The following is a 13,210-nucleotide window of genomic DNA, read 5'->3' as shown; positions in this document are numbered from 1 at the left end:
CGCCGCCACCACCACGGCCGCCGTCCAACGTGTCGGACGGGACATCTCCGTCCCTTTGAGTAACTCCTCATTTCCTGTCGTATGCCCTCGTAACGGGGCTTTCCGTACGGCGAGTTCACTGTCAGAGACTCAGCGCCGCCCTGATCGTCGCCGTCATCCGCTCCGGATGGTGGAACACCTCCCTCGCCGTGAACCGCAGCACCCGGCGGACCTCCCGGCAGGACTGGAGCGCGTTGAAGCGGGCGACGTCCCGTTCGTGGGCCCGGCGGGTGCCGTGGAAGGCGTAGCCCTCCACCTCCACCGCCAGGCCCGCCGTGCGGAAGAGGAAGTCGGGGCGCAGGGGCCGGCCGGCCGCCGTGAGGAGGGTCGGCTGGCACTCAGGGACCAGGTCTGTGTCGCCCATCCTCAGCCGGGCCACCGTCTCCGCCGGGGACCCCGACGCCGGTTCCGCGAGGCGCAGCCAGGCGCGGGCGCGGGCCGCTCCGCGGCGGGGTGCGGCGAGTTCCGCGGTGAGTTCCTCGTACCGGACCAGGGCCTCGCGCCGTACCCCTTCGACCACCCGCCGGGCGAGCGCGGAGTCCGCGACGACCACGGCCTCCTCCCGGGTCGCCGAGGCGCGTATCAGGTCGCCCACCGTTCGTGTGGGGGTTGTCGTCCGCAGACCGCGGCGGACGGATCTGTCCCCGTCCGTCAGGGTGGTCGTGGTGTGGATCCTCATCCCGTGGCCGCGTGCCGATCCCGTCCTCGGTGGTGCCGTGAAGTCGAGGTGCTCCGACGGAGGATCCCCGCCCAGTACCTCGATGCGGTGCAGTCGCGCCGCCGTCGCGTGGCTGCACACCAGCTCCGGGCGCAGCAGCTGGACGGCCGTCGCCCTCAGCCGCCAGTCCACCTCCCTCCCCGGGGCCGCCCACGCGCCCCGGCAGATCCGCTGCCAGCCGTCGCGGCGCAGCCGTCCGGACAGCCGGCCCGGCGGCCAGCCCGCCGCGACCGCCCAGACCGTCAGGAGGACCCCGCCCCTGGCGAGGATCGCCAACTCGTACATACGCCCAACGATCCACGGAAGAGGGACACTTCGCACCCCCTGTGGAAAACCCGGCGAAAGACGTCGCCAGGAAAGCGTAAATCCGGCGAGACGTATGCCTCGGGCAGGAGCATTCTGGGGAGATGACGGTGACCCCGAGCGCGAACCCGAACGCGACTCCGAGCGTGCAGTTGGTCAGTGATCTCGTCACCCGGATCCCCGAGTTCCGAGGGACGTACGAGACCCATGTCTTCCATCAGGGCGGTGTCCTGCCGCACGTCTTCTTCTGGGACGTCGTCCAGGACACCGTCCGTTCCTTCCTCGGCGAGGCCCCCGGCGCCGCCGACTGGCGCCGCACGCTCGACTTCCTGGAGGAGCAGAGCGCGCGCGGGGTCCTCGGCATCGACGAGGTCATCGTCACCTCCTTCCTCGGTGACCTGCCTTCGCCTCAGGAGCCCGGGCACGCCATCGTCGAGCAGCTCGGTCCCGTCATGGCCGCGAAGTTCGTCCGCATAAGGCCCCTCGGCTGAGTCCACGGCAGACCCCGGGATAATCGGGCGCATGCCGCTGACCAGGCCCACCGTCCGTCCCGACCGCGCCACCCTCGCCGCCCTCGGCGGGTACGCCGCCGCCCGACTCGTCGGGCTCGTCGTCCTCGCCGTCGCGGCCGGCGGCACCGGGAAGGACGGGCTGCACCGGCTCAAGGGGCGTTGGGACTCCGTCTGGTACGTGCGGATCGCCGAGCACGGGTACGGGTACCAGGTCACCCTGCCCAACGGCGACGTCCACTCCGACCTCGCCTTCTTCCCGCTCCTCCCCGCCCTGGAGCGCGGCCTCTCCGCCGTCCTCCCCGTCGACGCCGCCACCGCCGGGCTCCTCGTCTCCTGGGCCGCAGGACTCGCCGCCGCCTGGGGCATCGCGAAGTGCGGCGCCCACGTCGCCGGGCCCCGCGCCGGTGTCCTCCTCGCCGTCCTCTGGGGCGTGTACCCCACCGCGTTCGTCCAGTCGATGGCCTACACGGAGACGCTGTTCACCGCCCTGGCCGCCTGGTCGCTGTACGCGGTGCTGCGCGGGCGCTGGATCCTCGCCGGGGTGCTGTGCGCGGCCGCCGGGCTCACCCGGCCGACGGCCGCCGCGCTGATCGCCGCCCTCGGCATCACGGCCCTCGTCACCCTCGTACGGGAACGGCGGCTGCCCCCGCGGACGGTCGTCGGGGTGCTGATCGCCCCGCTGGGCTGGCTCGCGTACGTCGCCTACGTGGGGGTCCGCCAGGGGAGCCCCACCGCCTACTTCGAGGTCCAGGCCGCCTGGGGCAACTCCATCGACGGCGGTGTCGCCCTCGCCAGGTTCATCGCGGGGCTGCCCTGGCCCGGCGCCCTCGGTCTGTGCGCGGCGCTCGCGCTCCTCGGCTGGCTGATCGCCCTGTGCGTACGGCAGCGGCAGCCGCTGCCGCTGCTCGTCTACACGATCGGCGTCGTGTTCGTCTCCCTCGTCGGCGCCGCCTACTTCGGTTCCCGGCCGCGCCTGATGATGCCGGCGTTCGGGCTGCTGCTTCCGCCCGCCGTGGCCCTCGCGCGCGTGCGCACCCGTACCGCCGTGGCCGTCCTCGCCGGGCTCGCGCTCGCCTCCGGCGTGTACGGGGCGTTCACCCTTCTCGGCTCGGGGCCCCCGTGAGGTCCACGCGCACGCGTACCCCCGGTTTCACCCCCCACCCCGCCATCGCCCCCGCCTCCGCCTCCAGGACGTGCCGGCCCCGCGGCCGGATCATCCCGAGCCGCCCCGGTCGCATCGTGACCACGGACCGGACCGTGAACGAGCCGTCCAGATAGGCCACGTCGATCGGGAACCGCATGCCGAAGGTGTGCACGCTGTTCGTCCGCACGATGAGCAGCGCCCCCGCGATCCCGTCCCGGCCGAGCAGCCCCCGCCGTCGTGCCCGGTACGAGGCCGCCACCGCCAGCGGGATCTCCCGTGCGGCCACCGCCAACGTCCCCGTCCCGTCCGCCCATTTCCCCATGCGGCAGACCGTAGCGGCCCGGGCCCCTAGGGTCTCCTCCGTGTACGTCACGCTGATCGCCGTCGCCGCCCTGTGGGGGGCCGCCGTCGGGCTGCTCGTGCCCCGGGCCGCGTACCGCCTCTCCGTCGAGCCGGAGGAGCCGTGGCGGGACCGCTGCCCCGCCGGGCACGTCCTCGTCGGGCCCGGGCGCGGCTGGCTCGGCGGGCCCGGGCGGCAGGCCTGCGCGACCACCGCGAGCCCGGTCCTCGCGCCGCTGCTCACCGCCCTCGCCTGCGCCGCGCTCGCCGCCGCCACCGGCGGGCCCCGGCCCGAGCTCGCGGTCTGGCTGCTCGGCGCGCCCTTCGCCGTGCTCCTCGCCTGCGTGGACGCGCGCGTGTACCGGCTTCCGGACGCCCTGACCCTGCCGCTCGCCGTCGCCGTCCCGCTGCTCCTCGGCGGCGCCGAACTCCTCCCGTACGACGCCGGATCCTGGCTCCACACGCTGCTCGGCGGGCTCGTTCTCGGCGGGGCCTATCTGGTGCTGTTCCGGATCAACCCGAGCCAGCTCGGCCTCGGCGACGTGAAGCTGGCGGTCCCGCTGGGCGCCGCCCTCGGCTGGTACGGCTGGGGCGTGCTGTTCGCCGGGGCCTTCGCCGGCTTCCTCCTCGGCGCGGTGTACGGCCTCGGTCTGGTCCTGCTGCGCCGCGCCGACCGCTCCGCGGCGATCCCCTTCGGCCCCTTCATGCTGGGCGGCGGCCTGCTCGGCCTCCTCCTGGGCGCGTTCACCGCCATCCCCTGAAGGTCCGCGCCCGGGTCGTGTCCTGAAGGTCCCGCCCGGCCCGCGACGCCTGGCACGCACGATCGCCGCTCGCACGCACCGGACACCGCTCCCTAATCCGGCCAGACCCGAAGGGCAGGCCCTAGCATCGCCGCACATGCGGACAATTGCGACTGAAACACCCGTACGAGACAGGGCGCCCGCGCGTCCCGTTCCCTGGTACCGCCGCCCCGCTCCCGTCCCCTGGGTCTGGGCCGCCGGGCTCTTCCTCCTCTACTCGACCGTCGCCGTGCGCCGCCACCAGCTCCTGCGCACCACCGGCTACGACCTCGGCATCTTCGAGCAGGCCGTCCGCGCCTACGCCGAACTCCGGGCGCCCGTCGCCCCCTTGCGCGGCGAGGGCTTCGACCTCCTCGGCGACCACTTCCACCCCCTGCTCGCCGCCCTCGCCCCCCTCTACCGGCTCTGGCCCTCCCCGCTCTGTCTGCTCCTCGCCCAGTCCGCGCTGCTCGCCCTCGCCGTCGTCCCCCTCGCCCGCCGCGCCGGTGCCGTCCTCGGGCCCGCGGCCGCGCACACCGTCGCCGCCGGGTACGGGCTGAGCTGGGGCGTCGCCTCCGCCGCCGCCTTCGACTTCCACGAGGTCGCGCTCGCCGTCCCGCTGCTCTCCTTCTCCCTCGAAGCGCTCGCGAGGCGCCGCTGGCGACCGGCCGTCGCCTGGGCGGCGCCGCTGCTGCTCGTCAAGGAGGACCTGGGGTTCACGCTCGCCGCCGTCGGCGCGTACATCGCCCTCAAGGGGCCCCGCCGCCTCGGGCTCGTCACCGTCGCCGCCGGTGTCCTCGGCTCGCTCCTGGAGGTCGAGGTCCTGCTGCCGGCCTTCAACCCCGGCGGCGGCTACGCCCACGGCGGCAACCTCGCCGACGGGCAGGGCTCCCTGCTCTCCACCCTCGCCCACGCCCCGCTCGACGTGCTGCGCCCCGAGGTCAAGGCGGTCACCCTGATCCTGGTCTTCGCCCCGTCCGCGCTGCTCGCGCTCCGCTCACCGCTCGCGCTGACCGCCGTCCCCACCCTCGGCTGGCGGCTGCTCTCCGAGAACGGCTTCCACTGGGGCACGGCCTTCCACTACAGCGCGATCCTCATGCCCGTCGTCTTCGCCGGCCTCGTCGACGTCCTGTCCCGAAGCGACCGGCTTTCCCGAAGCGACCGGCTTTCCCGAAGCGACCGGCGTGAGCTGCGGGCCGTCCTCGCGACCGTGCTCGTCGTGACGGTCGTCCTGCTCCCGTCCTTCCCCCTCGCCCAGCTCGCCCAGCGGGCCACCTGGCACACCACACCGCACATTGCGGCGGCCCGCGCGCTGCTCGCCCGCATCCCCGACGGCGCCACCGTCGCGGCCTCGAACCGGCTCGCGCCGCAGCTCACCGCGCGCTGCACGGTCGCCCTCTTCCCGACGTTCCCGGTGGGCGGCGAGCTCTACCGCTACGACGTCCCGCGCATCCCGGCGCCGACCGCCGCGTGGATCGTCCACGACGAGCGGGCGCCCGAGGCCTGGCCGTACCCCTCGGGCCACTGGCCCTACCCCCTGGAGCGGCAGCGCGCCGAGCTGGAGGCCGCGACCCGGACGTACGGCTACGAGGTCGTCGCCCGCCGTGACGGCATCACCCTGCTGCACCGGCGGCCGGACGCCTGACCTGCCGGAAGGCCGTCCCCCGCGGCCCCCTCGCGTCAACGCCGTGCCCTTGCGGGGCGGTCCCTCTTCGGAGGGACGGAACCCCGCCGCCACGCCGGGGCGCAAACCCGCCACGGGGCCCCGGAACCCTTGTGGCGCCTGGGATCCGGCCCATCCGGCGCGGTTCGTTCGGCGCACGTGGCGCGCAACACGACTAACGAAGGGTTATGGTGGAAACCCCCCCTCGGGCCGGTCCGTATCCCCCCCACGGACCGGCCCGTTTTTTGTGTTCCGGTCCCCCGCCGGGGCCGTCAGCCCCGGCCGGCCCAGATGTTCGTGCCCTCGGTGTCGACGGCGAAGGAGTCGATCTCCTTCAGCTCCTCCTCCGACAGCGGCGCCCCGTGCAGGGCCGCCACGTTCTCCTCCAGCTGGGCGACGCTGGACGCGCCGATCAGCGCCGAGGTCATCCGCTCGTCCCGCAGCACCCACGACAGCGCCAGCTGGGCGAGGGACTGCCCGCGCCGCTCGGCGATGTCCGCGAGGCCGCGCAGCCGCCGCAGCACCTCGTCGGAGAGCAGGTTCGGGTCGAGGGACTTGCCCTGGGTGGCCCGCGAGCCCTCCGGGATGCCCTTCAGGTACTTGTTGGTGAGCAGCCCCTGCGCGAGCGGCACGAAGGAGATGCAGCCCATGCCGGCCGCCTCCAGGGTGTCGAGGAGGGCGTCCTCCTCGGTCCACCGGTTGATCATGGAGTACGAGGGCTGGTGGATCAGGGCCGGGACGCCCATGTCCTTGAGGATCCGGGCGGCCTCGGCGGTCTGCTCGCTGTTGTACGAGGAGACGCCGACGTACAGCGCCTTGCCCTGCTGGACGGCGGAGGCCAGGGCCCCCATCGTCTCCTCCAGCGGGGTGTGCGGGTCGAAGCGGTGCGAGTAGAAGATGTCGACGTAGTCGAGGCCCATCCGGTTCAGGGAGGCGTCGAGCGAGGACAGCAGGTACTTGCGGGAGCCCCACTCGCCGTACGGGCCGGGGTGCATCTCGTAGCCGGCCTTGGTGGAGATGATCAGCTCGTCGCGGTACGGCGCGAAGTCCTGCGCGAAGAGCTTGCCGAAGTTCAGCTCGGCGGAGCCGGGCGGCGGCCCGTAGTTGTTCGCCAGGTCGAAGTGGGTGACGCCGAGGTCGAAGGCGCGGCGCAGGATCGCGCGCTGGGTGTCGAGCGCGCGGTCGTCGCCGAAGTTGTGCCAGAGGCCGAGCGAGATCGCCGGGAGCTTGAGTCCGCTGCGGCCGGTGCGGCGGTACTCCATGGCGTCGTAGCGGTCCGCGGAGGCGCGGTACAGGGGGGAATCAGTCACGTATCTCTGCTTATCACGGACTTGTGACAGTCCCGGGCTGGGAGCCCGTCGCCCGTCCGCAGTAGTGTGGCGGCTTCGGGGGCCGACACTGCATGGAGGGGTAAAGAACAGTGAACCTGCGCGACCTGGTGTACGGGCTCTACGCACGCCGGGTGGAAGGCCGCCTCGACCACACCCAGGTGCCCAAGCACATCGGGGTCATCCTCGACGGGAACCGTCGCTGGGCCAAGGCGTCCGGCGGGACCCCCGAGCAGGGACACAAGGCCGGCGCGGACAAGATCCAGGAGCTGCTCGGCTGGTGTGCCGAGACGGACGTCGAGGTCGTGACGCTCTGGATGCTCTCCACGGACAACCTGAACCGCCCGGAGGAGCAGCTCGTCCCGCTGCTCGGCATCATCGAGAACGCGGTGCGCGCGCTGGCCGCCGACGGCCGCTGGCGGGTCCACCACGTCGGCACGATGGACCTGCTGCCCGCCCGTACGCAGTCGGTGTTGAAGGAGGCCGAGGAGGCCACCCGTACCAACACCGGGATACTCGTGAACGTCGCCGTGGGCTACGGCGGCCGGCAGGAGATCGCGGACGCGGTCCGCTCGCTGCTCCTGGAGCACGCGGAGCGGGGGACGAGCTTCGAGGAGCTCGCCGAGATCGTCGACGTCGAGCACATCTCGGAGCACCTGTACACGCGCGGCCAGCCCGACCCGGACCTGGTGATCCGGACCAGCGGCGAGCAGCGGCTCTCGGGGTTCATGCTGTGGCAGAGCGCCCACTCCGAGTACTACTTCTGCGAGGTCCACTGGCCGGCCTTCCGCAAGGTCGACTTCCTGCGGGCGCTGCGGGACTACGCGGCCCGGCACCGGCGCTACGGCACCTGACCCTCTTCGGACACTCAACCGGACATTCCCGGTCGGAACCGATCACCTCGTGTTCATGAACACGTCGTCATATGCCATGGCATGGCAAGGGGTGTTCGAGGGCATATCCCCAGTGAAGTGAGCGGCACGGAGACCGCCACCCGGGAGGCCCCTTGCACCAGGACGACCGTGCGGGACAAGCACGGGAGAAGCGGAGGGCCGTGGTTCGGCCCGCGCATGGCGGCCTGAGCCCGGTCCCATTCCGCAGCGACACCGGTTCCGTCGCACCCCGACCTCACAGGGGTCTTCCGAGGGGGTCTGTCCTTCCGTGGTGACCAGCACGAAGCGCCGCCTTTCCGACCGGCGCACCTATGTTCTCGACACCAGCGTCCTGCTGGCCGACCCCAACGCCGTCTCGCGCTTCGAGGAGCACGAGGTGGTGCTCCCGATCGTCGTCGTGACGGAGCTGGAGGCCAAGCGGCACCATCCCGAACTCGGCTACTTCGCCCGGCAGGCGCTGCGCCTGCTCGACGACTTCCGGGTCCGGTACGGACGCCTGGACGCCCCGCTCCCCATCGGGGACCTGGGCGGCACCCTGCGTGTCGAACTCAACCATTCCGACCCCGGCGTCCTGCCCGCCGGCTACAGGTTGGGGGACAACGACTCACGGATCCTCGCGGTCGCGCGCAACCTCCAGGCGGAGGGGTACGACGTCACGGTCGTCTCCAAGGACCTGCCGCTGCGCATCAAGGCCTCCTCGGTCGGGCTCCTCGCCGAGGAGTACCGCGCCGAGCTCGCCATCACGGACGCCAACGGCTGGACCGGGATGTCCGAGCTGGCGCTCTCCGGGGAGCAGGTCGACCTGCTCTTCGAGCAGAACACGCTGTACGTCCCGGAGGCCGCCGAGCTTCCGGTCCACACGGGCCTGGTGCTCCAGTCCGAGCGCGGCAAGGCGCTCGGCCGGGTCACCGCCGAGGGGAACGTACGGCTCGTCCGCGGCGACCGGGAGGCCTTCGGGCTGCACGGCCGGAGCGCCGAGCAGCGGATCGCGCTCGACCTGCTGCTCGACCCGGACGTCGGCATCATCTCGATGGGCGGCCGGGCCGGCACCGGCAAGTCCGCGCTCGCGCTCTGCGCGGGCCTGGAGGCCGTCCTGGAGCGCCGGCAGCACCAGAAGGTGATGGTCTTCCGTCCGCTGTACGCGGTCGGCGGCCAGGAGCTCGGATACCTGCCGGGCAGCGAGTCCGAGAAGATGAGCCCGTGGGCCCAGGCCGTCTTCGACACGCTGTCCTCGGTCGCGGGCCGGGAGGTCATCGAGGAGGTGCTCGGCCGCGGGATGCTGGAGGTCCTGCCGCTCACCCACATCCGGGGCCGCTCGCTCCACGACGCCTTCGTCATCGTGGACGAGGCCCAGTCCCTGGAGCGGAACGTCCTGTTGACCGTTCTGTCCCGTATCGGGGCGAATTCGCGGGTCGTCCTGACCCATGACGTCGCCCAGCGCGACAACCTCCGGGTCGGCCGGTACGACGGAGTCGTCGCCGTCGTCGAGAAACTGAAGGGGCATCCGCTCTTCGCCCACGTCACCCTCACCCGCTCCGAGCGCTCCCAGATCGCCGCGCTCGTGACGGAGATGCTGGAGGACAATCAGCTCTGACCGATTCGTACCCGTCTGTACGGGTAAGGCAGTTGGCGCCGCCCGGCAAAGCGCAGGAGCTTAGCCGGGCGGCGCCCTGCTGTCCCGTGGATCCGTCAAAACACCTGCGTCCACTGAGGTGTGAGCTTTCACACGCAACACGGAATTGCCTTGCGGCCTCGCCGTCCGGCAAAGTCTTGCTTCCGTCAGGCCCCGCATACGGCACACGTGCACCCTCAGGGGTGCGCACCGCACCACACAACTCCACAGCCGTCGCCGTATGCCGCCCACAGCACCACGGGCCCGTGTCTTCTGTGACCCCGTACGTCGGAGACCAGTGCCAGGGGCAAGATTTCGCCCGCGTGGTCACCTGTGCGGACGTGCTGGAAGGAAACCGTGTGAGCCGGATCTCGGTCCGGGGATTCGCGGTGGCTTCGGCCACTGCGGTCACCACTGTCGGCGCCATCGCCGGTGTTGCCACGGGCAACGCCGCGCAGCCTTCGGACGACAACTTCGAGGCCACCGCGGCCGGCACCACGCTGCTCGCGGACATCCCCGCGGGCGAGCAGGCCCAGGTACAGGTCTCGTCCCTCTCGGAGCAGGCCGACGTCCAGGCCGCCGCCGCCGACGCCGCCGCGAAGAAGTCCGCGGAGGAGTCCGCCCGCCTCCGCGCCGCCAAGGACGCCGAGGCCAAGAAGGAGGCCGCCGACAAGGCAGCCGCCGAGGCCAAGGCGAAGAAGGAGCGCAAGGAGGCCGAGGAGCGCGCCAACCGTTCCTCCATCCGCAGCGCGACGTCCTTCGCCGCGCAGGGCTCCTACAGCATCGCCGAGGTCAAGGCGATGGCCCGGCAGATGATGCCGTCCGACCAGTTCTCGTGCTTCAGCAACATCGTGGACCACGAGTCCGGCTGGAACTACCGCGCGACCAACCCGTCCTCGGGTGCCTACGGTCTCGTGCAGGCGCTGCCCGGCTACAAGATGGCCTCCGCCGGCGCCGACTGGCAGACCAACCCGGCCACCCAGATCAAGTGGGGCCTCAACTACATGGACAGCCGCTACGGCAGCCCGTGCGGTGCCTGGTCCTTCTGGCAGGCCAACCGCTGGTACTAGTACCGCGCTCAACCTCCGAGAGCCCCTCGCCGTCCTACGGTGAGGGGCTTCTTGCGTGTAGGTTCGCGAGGAGGAATGAGCGGGCGGGACCTGCGGGGGGAAGAGGAAAGAGATGTCCGGAGTGCCAGGCTGGTTGGGCCGGCTGGGCGAGAGCCTGAGCCGCATGGGAGAACGACTCGACGAGCGCCGGGCCGAGGCGGAGCGGGAAGACCCGCTCGCCGCGCCGTACGAGGCACCGCCCGCCGCCGCCCCCTCACGGCCGGACGTCGACCCGGACACCGCCGCACCCCTCCCGGACACCGGGACCGCGGCGACGGAGGGCGCCCCCGCCGAGCCGGGCCGCTCCGTGCCCGCACCTCCCTCGTACGCACCGGCCGTCGCCGCCCGCCCCGACCCCGTCGCCGCCATCCCCTGGGGCATGCGCGTGGCCGCCGAGGCCGGCTGGCGGCTGCTCGTCCTCGCCGGCACCGTCTGGGTGCTCATGAAGGTGATCAGCTCCGTGCAGCTGGTCGTCCTCGCCTTCGTCGCCGCGCTCCTCGTCACCGCCCTGCTCCAGCCCACCGTGGCCATGCTGCGCCGCAAGGGCCTGCCCCGCGGACTCGCCACCGCCGTCACCGCCGTCTCCGGCTTCGTCGTCATGGGCCTGGTCGGCTGGTTCGTCGTCTGGCAGGTGATGGACAACGTCGACAACCTGTCCGACCGCGTCAAGGACGGCATCGAGGAACTCAAGCACTGGCTCCTCGACAGCCCGTTCCACGTCACCGAGCAGCAGATCAACGACATCGCCAAGAACCTCAGCGAGGCCATCGGCGCCAACGCCGAACAGATCACCTCCGCCGGACTCCAGGGCGTCACCGTCATCGTGGAGGCCATGACCGGCATACTGCTGGCCATGTTCTGCACCCTCTTCCTGCTCTACGACGGGAAGAAGGTCTGGGACTGGACGCTCAAGCTGGTGCCCGCCCAGGCCCGGCCCGGCGTCGCCGGCGCCGGACCGCGCGCCTGGCGCACCCTCACCGCCTATGTGCGCGGCACCGTCCTCGTCGCCCTCATCGACGCCGTCTTCATCGGCCTCGGGCTCTGGTTCCTCGACGTGCCGATGGCGGTGCCGCTGGCCGTCTTCATCTTCCTCTTCGCCTTCATCCCGCTGGTCGGCGCGGTCATCTCCGGAGCCCTCGCCTGCGTCGTCGCCCTCGTCACCAACGGCGTGTTCACCGCCCTCATGGTGCTCGTCGTCGTGCTCGCCGTGCAGCAGATCGAGGGCCACGTCCTCCAGCCGTTCATCCTCGGCCGGGCCGTCCGCGTCCACCCCCTCGCCGTCGTCCTCGCCGTCGCCGCCGGCGGTCTCACCGCCGGAATCGGCGGCGCCGTCGTCGCCGTCCCGCTGGTCGCCGTCCTCAACACGGTCGTCGGCTACCTGCGCGCGTACACCACCGAACAGGCCCTCCGCAGCACCCCGGAGCCGCGCGGCGCGACCGCCTTCGCCGTGGCCCCGGTCCCGGCGCCGGGCGCCGTCGAGGAGGTCGCCGGGTGATATCCGAGCCGGAGCTGGTGGGCGGCGAGGAGTTCGACGCCCCGGAGGTGCTCAGCGAGACCCCGCCGCCGCGCCCGCCCCGGGCCCGCCGCCCCTGGCTGTGGGCGCTGGGCGGCGCGGTGCTCGCCTCGGCGGTGTGGGGCGGCGGGCTCTACGCGTACGGGCAGAAGAAGGAACCGGGCGTCGACCTCGGCGGCTACAAGGCGAAGGTGGACATCTGCGGGGCGGCGAAGCTGAAGGCGCTCGGCGGGATCCTCGGCAAGCGCAGCGAGGACGGCCTCGGGCCCGAGATGGACGAGGCGACCGTGTACGAGGCGTCCTGCTCGATGACGTACGGAGATCCGGATGCCGGGTACAGCGCCTCCCTGACCTACACCCTGCACAAGGTGATCGACCCGGGGCCCGAGTTCGCGGCGCGGTCGAAGTACTACGACCTCAGAACGCCGATCGGTGGTCTCGGGGAGCAGGCCTTCTTCGACGACCGCGGCGGCGAGGGCGGGGACCTCAGGATCCTCGACGGGCAGGTCGAGATCGCATTGAACATCTACCGGCAGTACTCGACGGACGCGCAGGGGAACCCGCTCGGGGAGGGCAAGGAGATCGACCTCTCCGGGATCGACGTCCCGATGACCGAGGACATGCTGGCCCTCATGGCGGCGCTCAAGAAGTGACGGAACGACGAGAAGGGCCCCGGGCACGAAGCCCCGGGGCCCTTCTCGTACAGCGCGGACCTACTCGGCGAGGACCGCTTCCGCGTCCAGCGTGACGCCGACCGCCTGGATCACCGCGGCGATCTTCACGGCCTCCTGGATCGTGGCGCGGTCGACCCCGGCCTGGCGCAGGACCTGCTCGTGCGAGTCCAGGCACTGGCCGCAGCCGTTGATCGCGGAGACGGCCAGCGACCACAGCTCGAAGTCGACCTTCTCGACGCCCGGGTTGCCGATGACGTTCATCCGCAGGCCGGCGCGCATCGTCCCGTACTCGGGGTCCGACAGCAGGTGCCGGGTCCGGTAGAAGACGTTGTTCATCGCCATGATCGCGGCGGCGGACTTGGCGGCCTGGTACGCCTCGGGCTTCAGGTTGGCCTGGGCCTCGGGCTCCAGCTCCTTGAGCACCTTCGGCGAGCGCGAGGCGATCGCGCAGGCCAGGACGGTGCCCCACAGCTGCTGCTGCGGGAGGTCGCTGTTGCCGATGACCGAACCGAGGTTCAGCTTCAGGTCCTTGGCGAAGTCCGGTATGGCGGACTTCAGTTTGTCGAGAGCCATGTCAGGTCCGC

13 protein-coding genes are annotated in these 13,210 nt (G+C 71.9%); 9 read left to right on the top strand and 4 right to left on the bottom strand.

Features of this window, described 5'->3' with window-relative positions; genetic code table 11:
- Nucleotides 1-121: 121 nt before the first annotated feature.
- Nucleotides 122-1,042 (bottom strand): hypothetical protein, encoded by a 921-nt coding sequence (locus AC07AW_RS03370; RefSeq protein WP_478813811.1) that lies wholly within the window; start codon nucleotides 1,040-1,042, stop codon nucleotides 122-124.
- A gap of 122 nt (nucleotides 1,043-1,164) precedes the next feature.
- Here AC07AW_RS03370 and AC07AW_RS03365 point away from each other — a divergent pair, with 122 nt between their 5' ends.
- Complete coding sequence (locus tag AC07AW_RS03365; RefSeq protein ID WP_478813810.1) at nucleotides 1,165-1,551, top strand: hypothetical protein; 387 nt, start codon at nucleotides 1,165-1,167, stop codon at nucleotides 1,549-1,551.
- A gap of 31 nt (nucleotides 1,552-1,582) precedes the next feature.
- Complete coding sequence (locus AC07AW_RS03360) at nucleotides 1,583-2,695, top strand: hypothetical protein (RefSeq protein ID WP_478813809.1); 1,113 nt, start codon at nucleotides 1,583-1,585, stop codon at nucleotides 2,693-2,695.
- Here AC07AW_RS03360 and AC07AW_RS03355 read toward each other — a convergent pair.
- Nucleotides 2,667-3,038: a DUF192 domain-containing protein gene (locus AC07AW_RS03355; RefSeq protein ID WP_478813808.1), complete on the bottom strand. Its 372-nt coding sequence runs from the start codon at nucleotides 3,036-3,038 to the stop codon at nucleotides 2,667-2,669. The genes AC07AW_RS03360 and AC07AW_RS03355 overlap by 29 nt on opposite strands.
- A gap of 40 nt (nucleotides 3,039-3,078) precedes the next feature.
- On the opposite strand from AC07AW_RS03355, the gene AC07AW_RS03350 reads away from it, so the two are divergent.
- Nucleotides 3,079-3,816 carry a prepilin peptidase gene (locus AC07AW_RS03350; RefSeq protein WP_478813807.1) on the top strand — a complete coding sequence of 246 codons (738 nt, stop codon included), beginning with the start codon at nucleotides 3,079-3,081 and terminating at the stop codon, nucleotides 3,814-3,816.
- A 136-nt stretch (nucleotides 3,817-3,952) separates the two neighbouring features.
- The gene (locus tag AC07AW_RS03345; RefSeq protein WP_478813806.1) at nucleotides 3,953-5,479 is read left to right on the top strand and encodes a DUF2079 domain-containing protein; all 1,527 of its coding nucleotides are present in this window, start codon (nucleotides 3,953-3,955) and stop codon (nucleotides 5,477-5,479) included.
- 290 nt (nucleotides 5,480-5,769) lie between these two features.
- Here the strand turns inward: AC07AW_RS03345 and mgrA are convergent, their stop codons facing one another.
- Entirely contained in the window at nucleotides 5,770-6,807 is a 1,038-nt protein-coding gene (mgrA, locus tag AC07AW_RS03340) for an L-glyceraldehyde 3-phosphate reductase (protein WP_478813805.1), read from the bottom strand.
- 110 nt (nucleotides 6,808-6,917) lie between these two features.
- On the opposite strand from mgrA, the gene AC07AW_RS03335 reads away from it, so the two are divergent.
- The 5 genes from AC07AW_RS03335 to AC07AW_RS03315 all read left to right on the top strand — a co-directional run bounded on the left by AC07AW_RS03335 (nucleotide 6,918) and on the right by AC07AW_RS03315 (nucleotide 12,605).
- The gene (locus tag AC07AW_RS03335; protein ID WP_478813804.1) at nucleotides 6,918-7,679 is read left to right on the top strand and encodes an isoprenyl transferase; all 762 of its coding nucleotides are present in this window, start codon (nucleotides 6,918-6,920) and stop codon (nucleotides 7,677-7,679) included.
- Between the two features lie 307 nt (nucleotides 7,680-7,986).
- Nucleotides 7,987-9,312 carry a PhoH family protein gene (locus AC07AW_RS03330; RefSeq protein ID WP_453511243.1) on the top strand — a complete coding sequence of 442 codons (1,326 nt, stop codon included), beginning with the start codon at nucleotides 7,987-7,989 and terminating at the stop codon, nucleotides 9,310-9,312.
- Nucleotides 9,313-9,689: 377 nt separating this feature from the next.
- Nucleotides 9,690-10,400 (top strand): aggregation-promoting factor C-terminal-like domain-containing protein, encoded by a 711-nt coding sequence (locus tag AC07AW_RS03325; protein ID WP_478813803.1) that lies wholly within the window; start codon nucleotides 9,690-9,692, stop codon nucleotides 10,398-10,400.
- A 112-nt stretch (nucleotides 10,401-10,512) separates the two neighbouring features.
- Nucleotides 10,513-11,934 carry an AI-2E family transporter gene (locus AC07AW_RS03320; protein WP_478813802.1) on the top strand — a complete coding sequence of 474 codons (1,422 nt, stop codon included), beginning with the start codon at nucleotides 10,513-10,515 and terminating at the stop codon, nucleotides 11,932-11,934.
- Entirely contained in the window at nucleotides 11,931-12,605 is a 675-nt protein-coding gene (locus AC07AW_RS03315) for a hypothetical protein (RefSeq protein ID WP_478813801.1), read from the top strand. Before AC07AW_RS03320 ends, AC07AW_RS03315 begins: the two co-directional genes overlap by 4 nt.
- 60 nt (nucleotides 12,606-12,665) lie before the next feature.
- On the opposite strand, the gene AC07AW_RS03310 is transcribed toward AC07AW_RS03315, so the two are convergent.
- Nucleotides 12,666-13,199 carry an alkyl hydroperoxide reductase gene (locus AC07AW_RS03310; protein WP_478813800.1) on the bottom strand — a complete coding sequence of 178 codons (534 nt, stop codon included), beginning with the start codon at nucleotides 13,197-13,199 and terminating at the stop codon, nucleotides 12,666-12,668.
- Nucleotides 13,200-13,210: the final 11 nt, after the last annotated feature.

The sequence above is a fragment of the Streptomyces sp. NPDC044003 genome, from assembly GCF_056435185.1.
The sequence above is the reverse complement of the archived record's forward strand: the minus strand, read 5'-3'. Positions and strand labels throughout refer to the sequence as shown.

What these genes read in the sequence shown, in the direction of transcription:
- AC07AW_RS03370 (WP_478813811.1), bottom strand. Translation starts at nt 1,042, where the DNA reads ATGTACGAGTTGGCGATCCTCGCCAGGGGCGGGGTCCTCCTGACGGTC.
- AC07AW_RS03365 (WP_478813810.1), top strand. Translation starts at nt 1,165, where the DNA reads ATGACGGTGACCCCGAGCGCGAACCCGAACGCGACTCCGAGCGTGCAG.
- AC07AW_RS03360 (WP_478813809.1), top strand. Translation starts at nt 1,583, where the DNA reads ATGCCGCTGACCAGGCCCACCGTCCGTCCCGACCGCGCCACCCTCGCC.
- AC07AW_RS03355 (WP_478813808.1), bottom strand. Translation starts at nt 3,038, where the DNA reads ATGGGGAAATGGGCGGACGGGACGGGGACGTTGGCGGTGGCCGCACGG.
- AC07AW_RS03345 (WP_478813806.1), top strand. Translation starts at nt 3,953, where the DNA reads ATGCGGACAATTGCGACTGAAACACCCGTACGAGACAGGGCGCCCGCG.
- AC07AW_RS03320 (WP_478813802.1), top strand. Translation starts at nt 10,513, where the DNA reads ATGTCCGGAGTGCCAGGCTGGTTGGGCCGGCTGGGCGAGAGCCTGAGC.
- AC07AW_RS03310 (WP_478813800.1), bottom strand. Translation starts at nt 13,199, where the DNA reads ATGGCTCTCGACAAACTGAAGTCCGCCATACCGGACTTCGCCAAGGAC.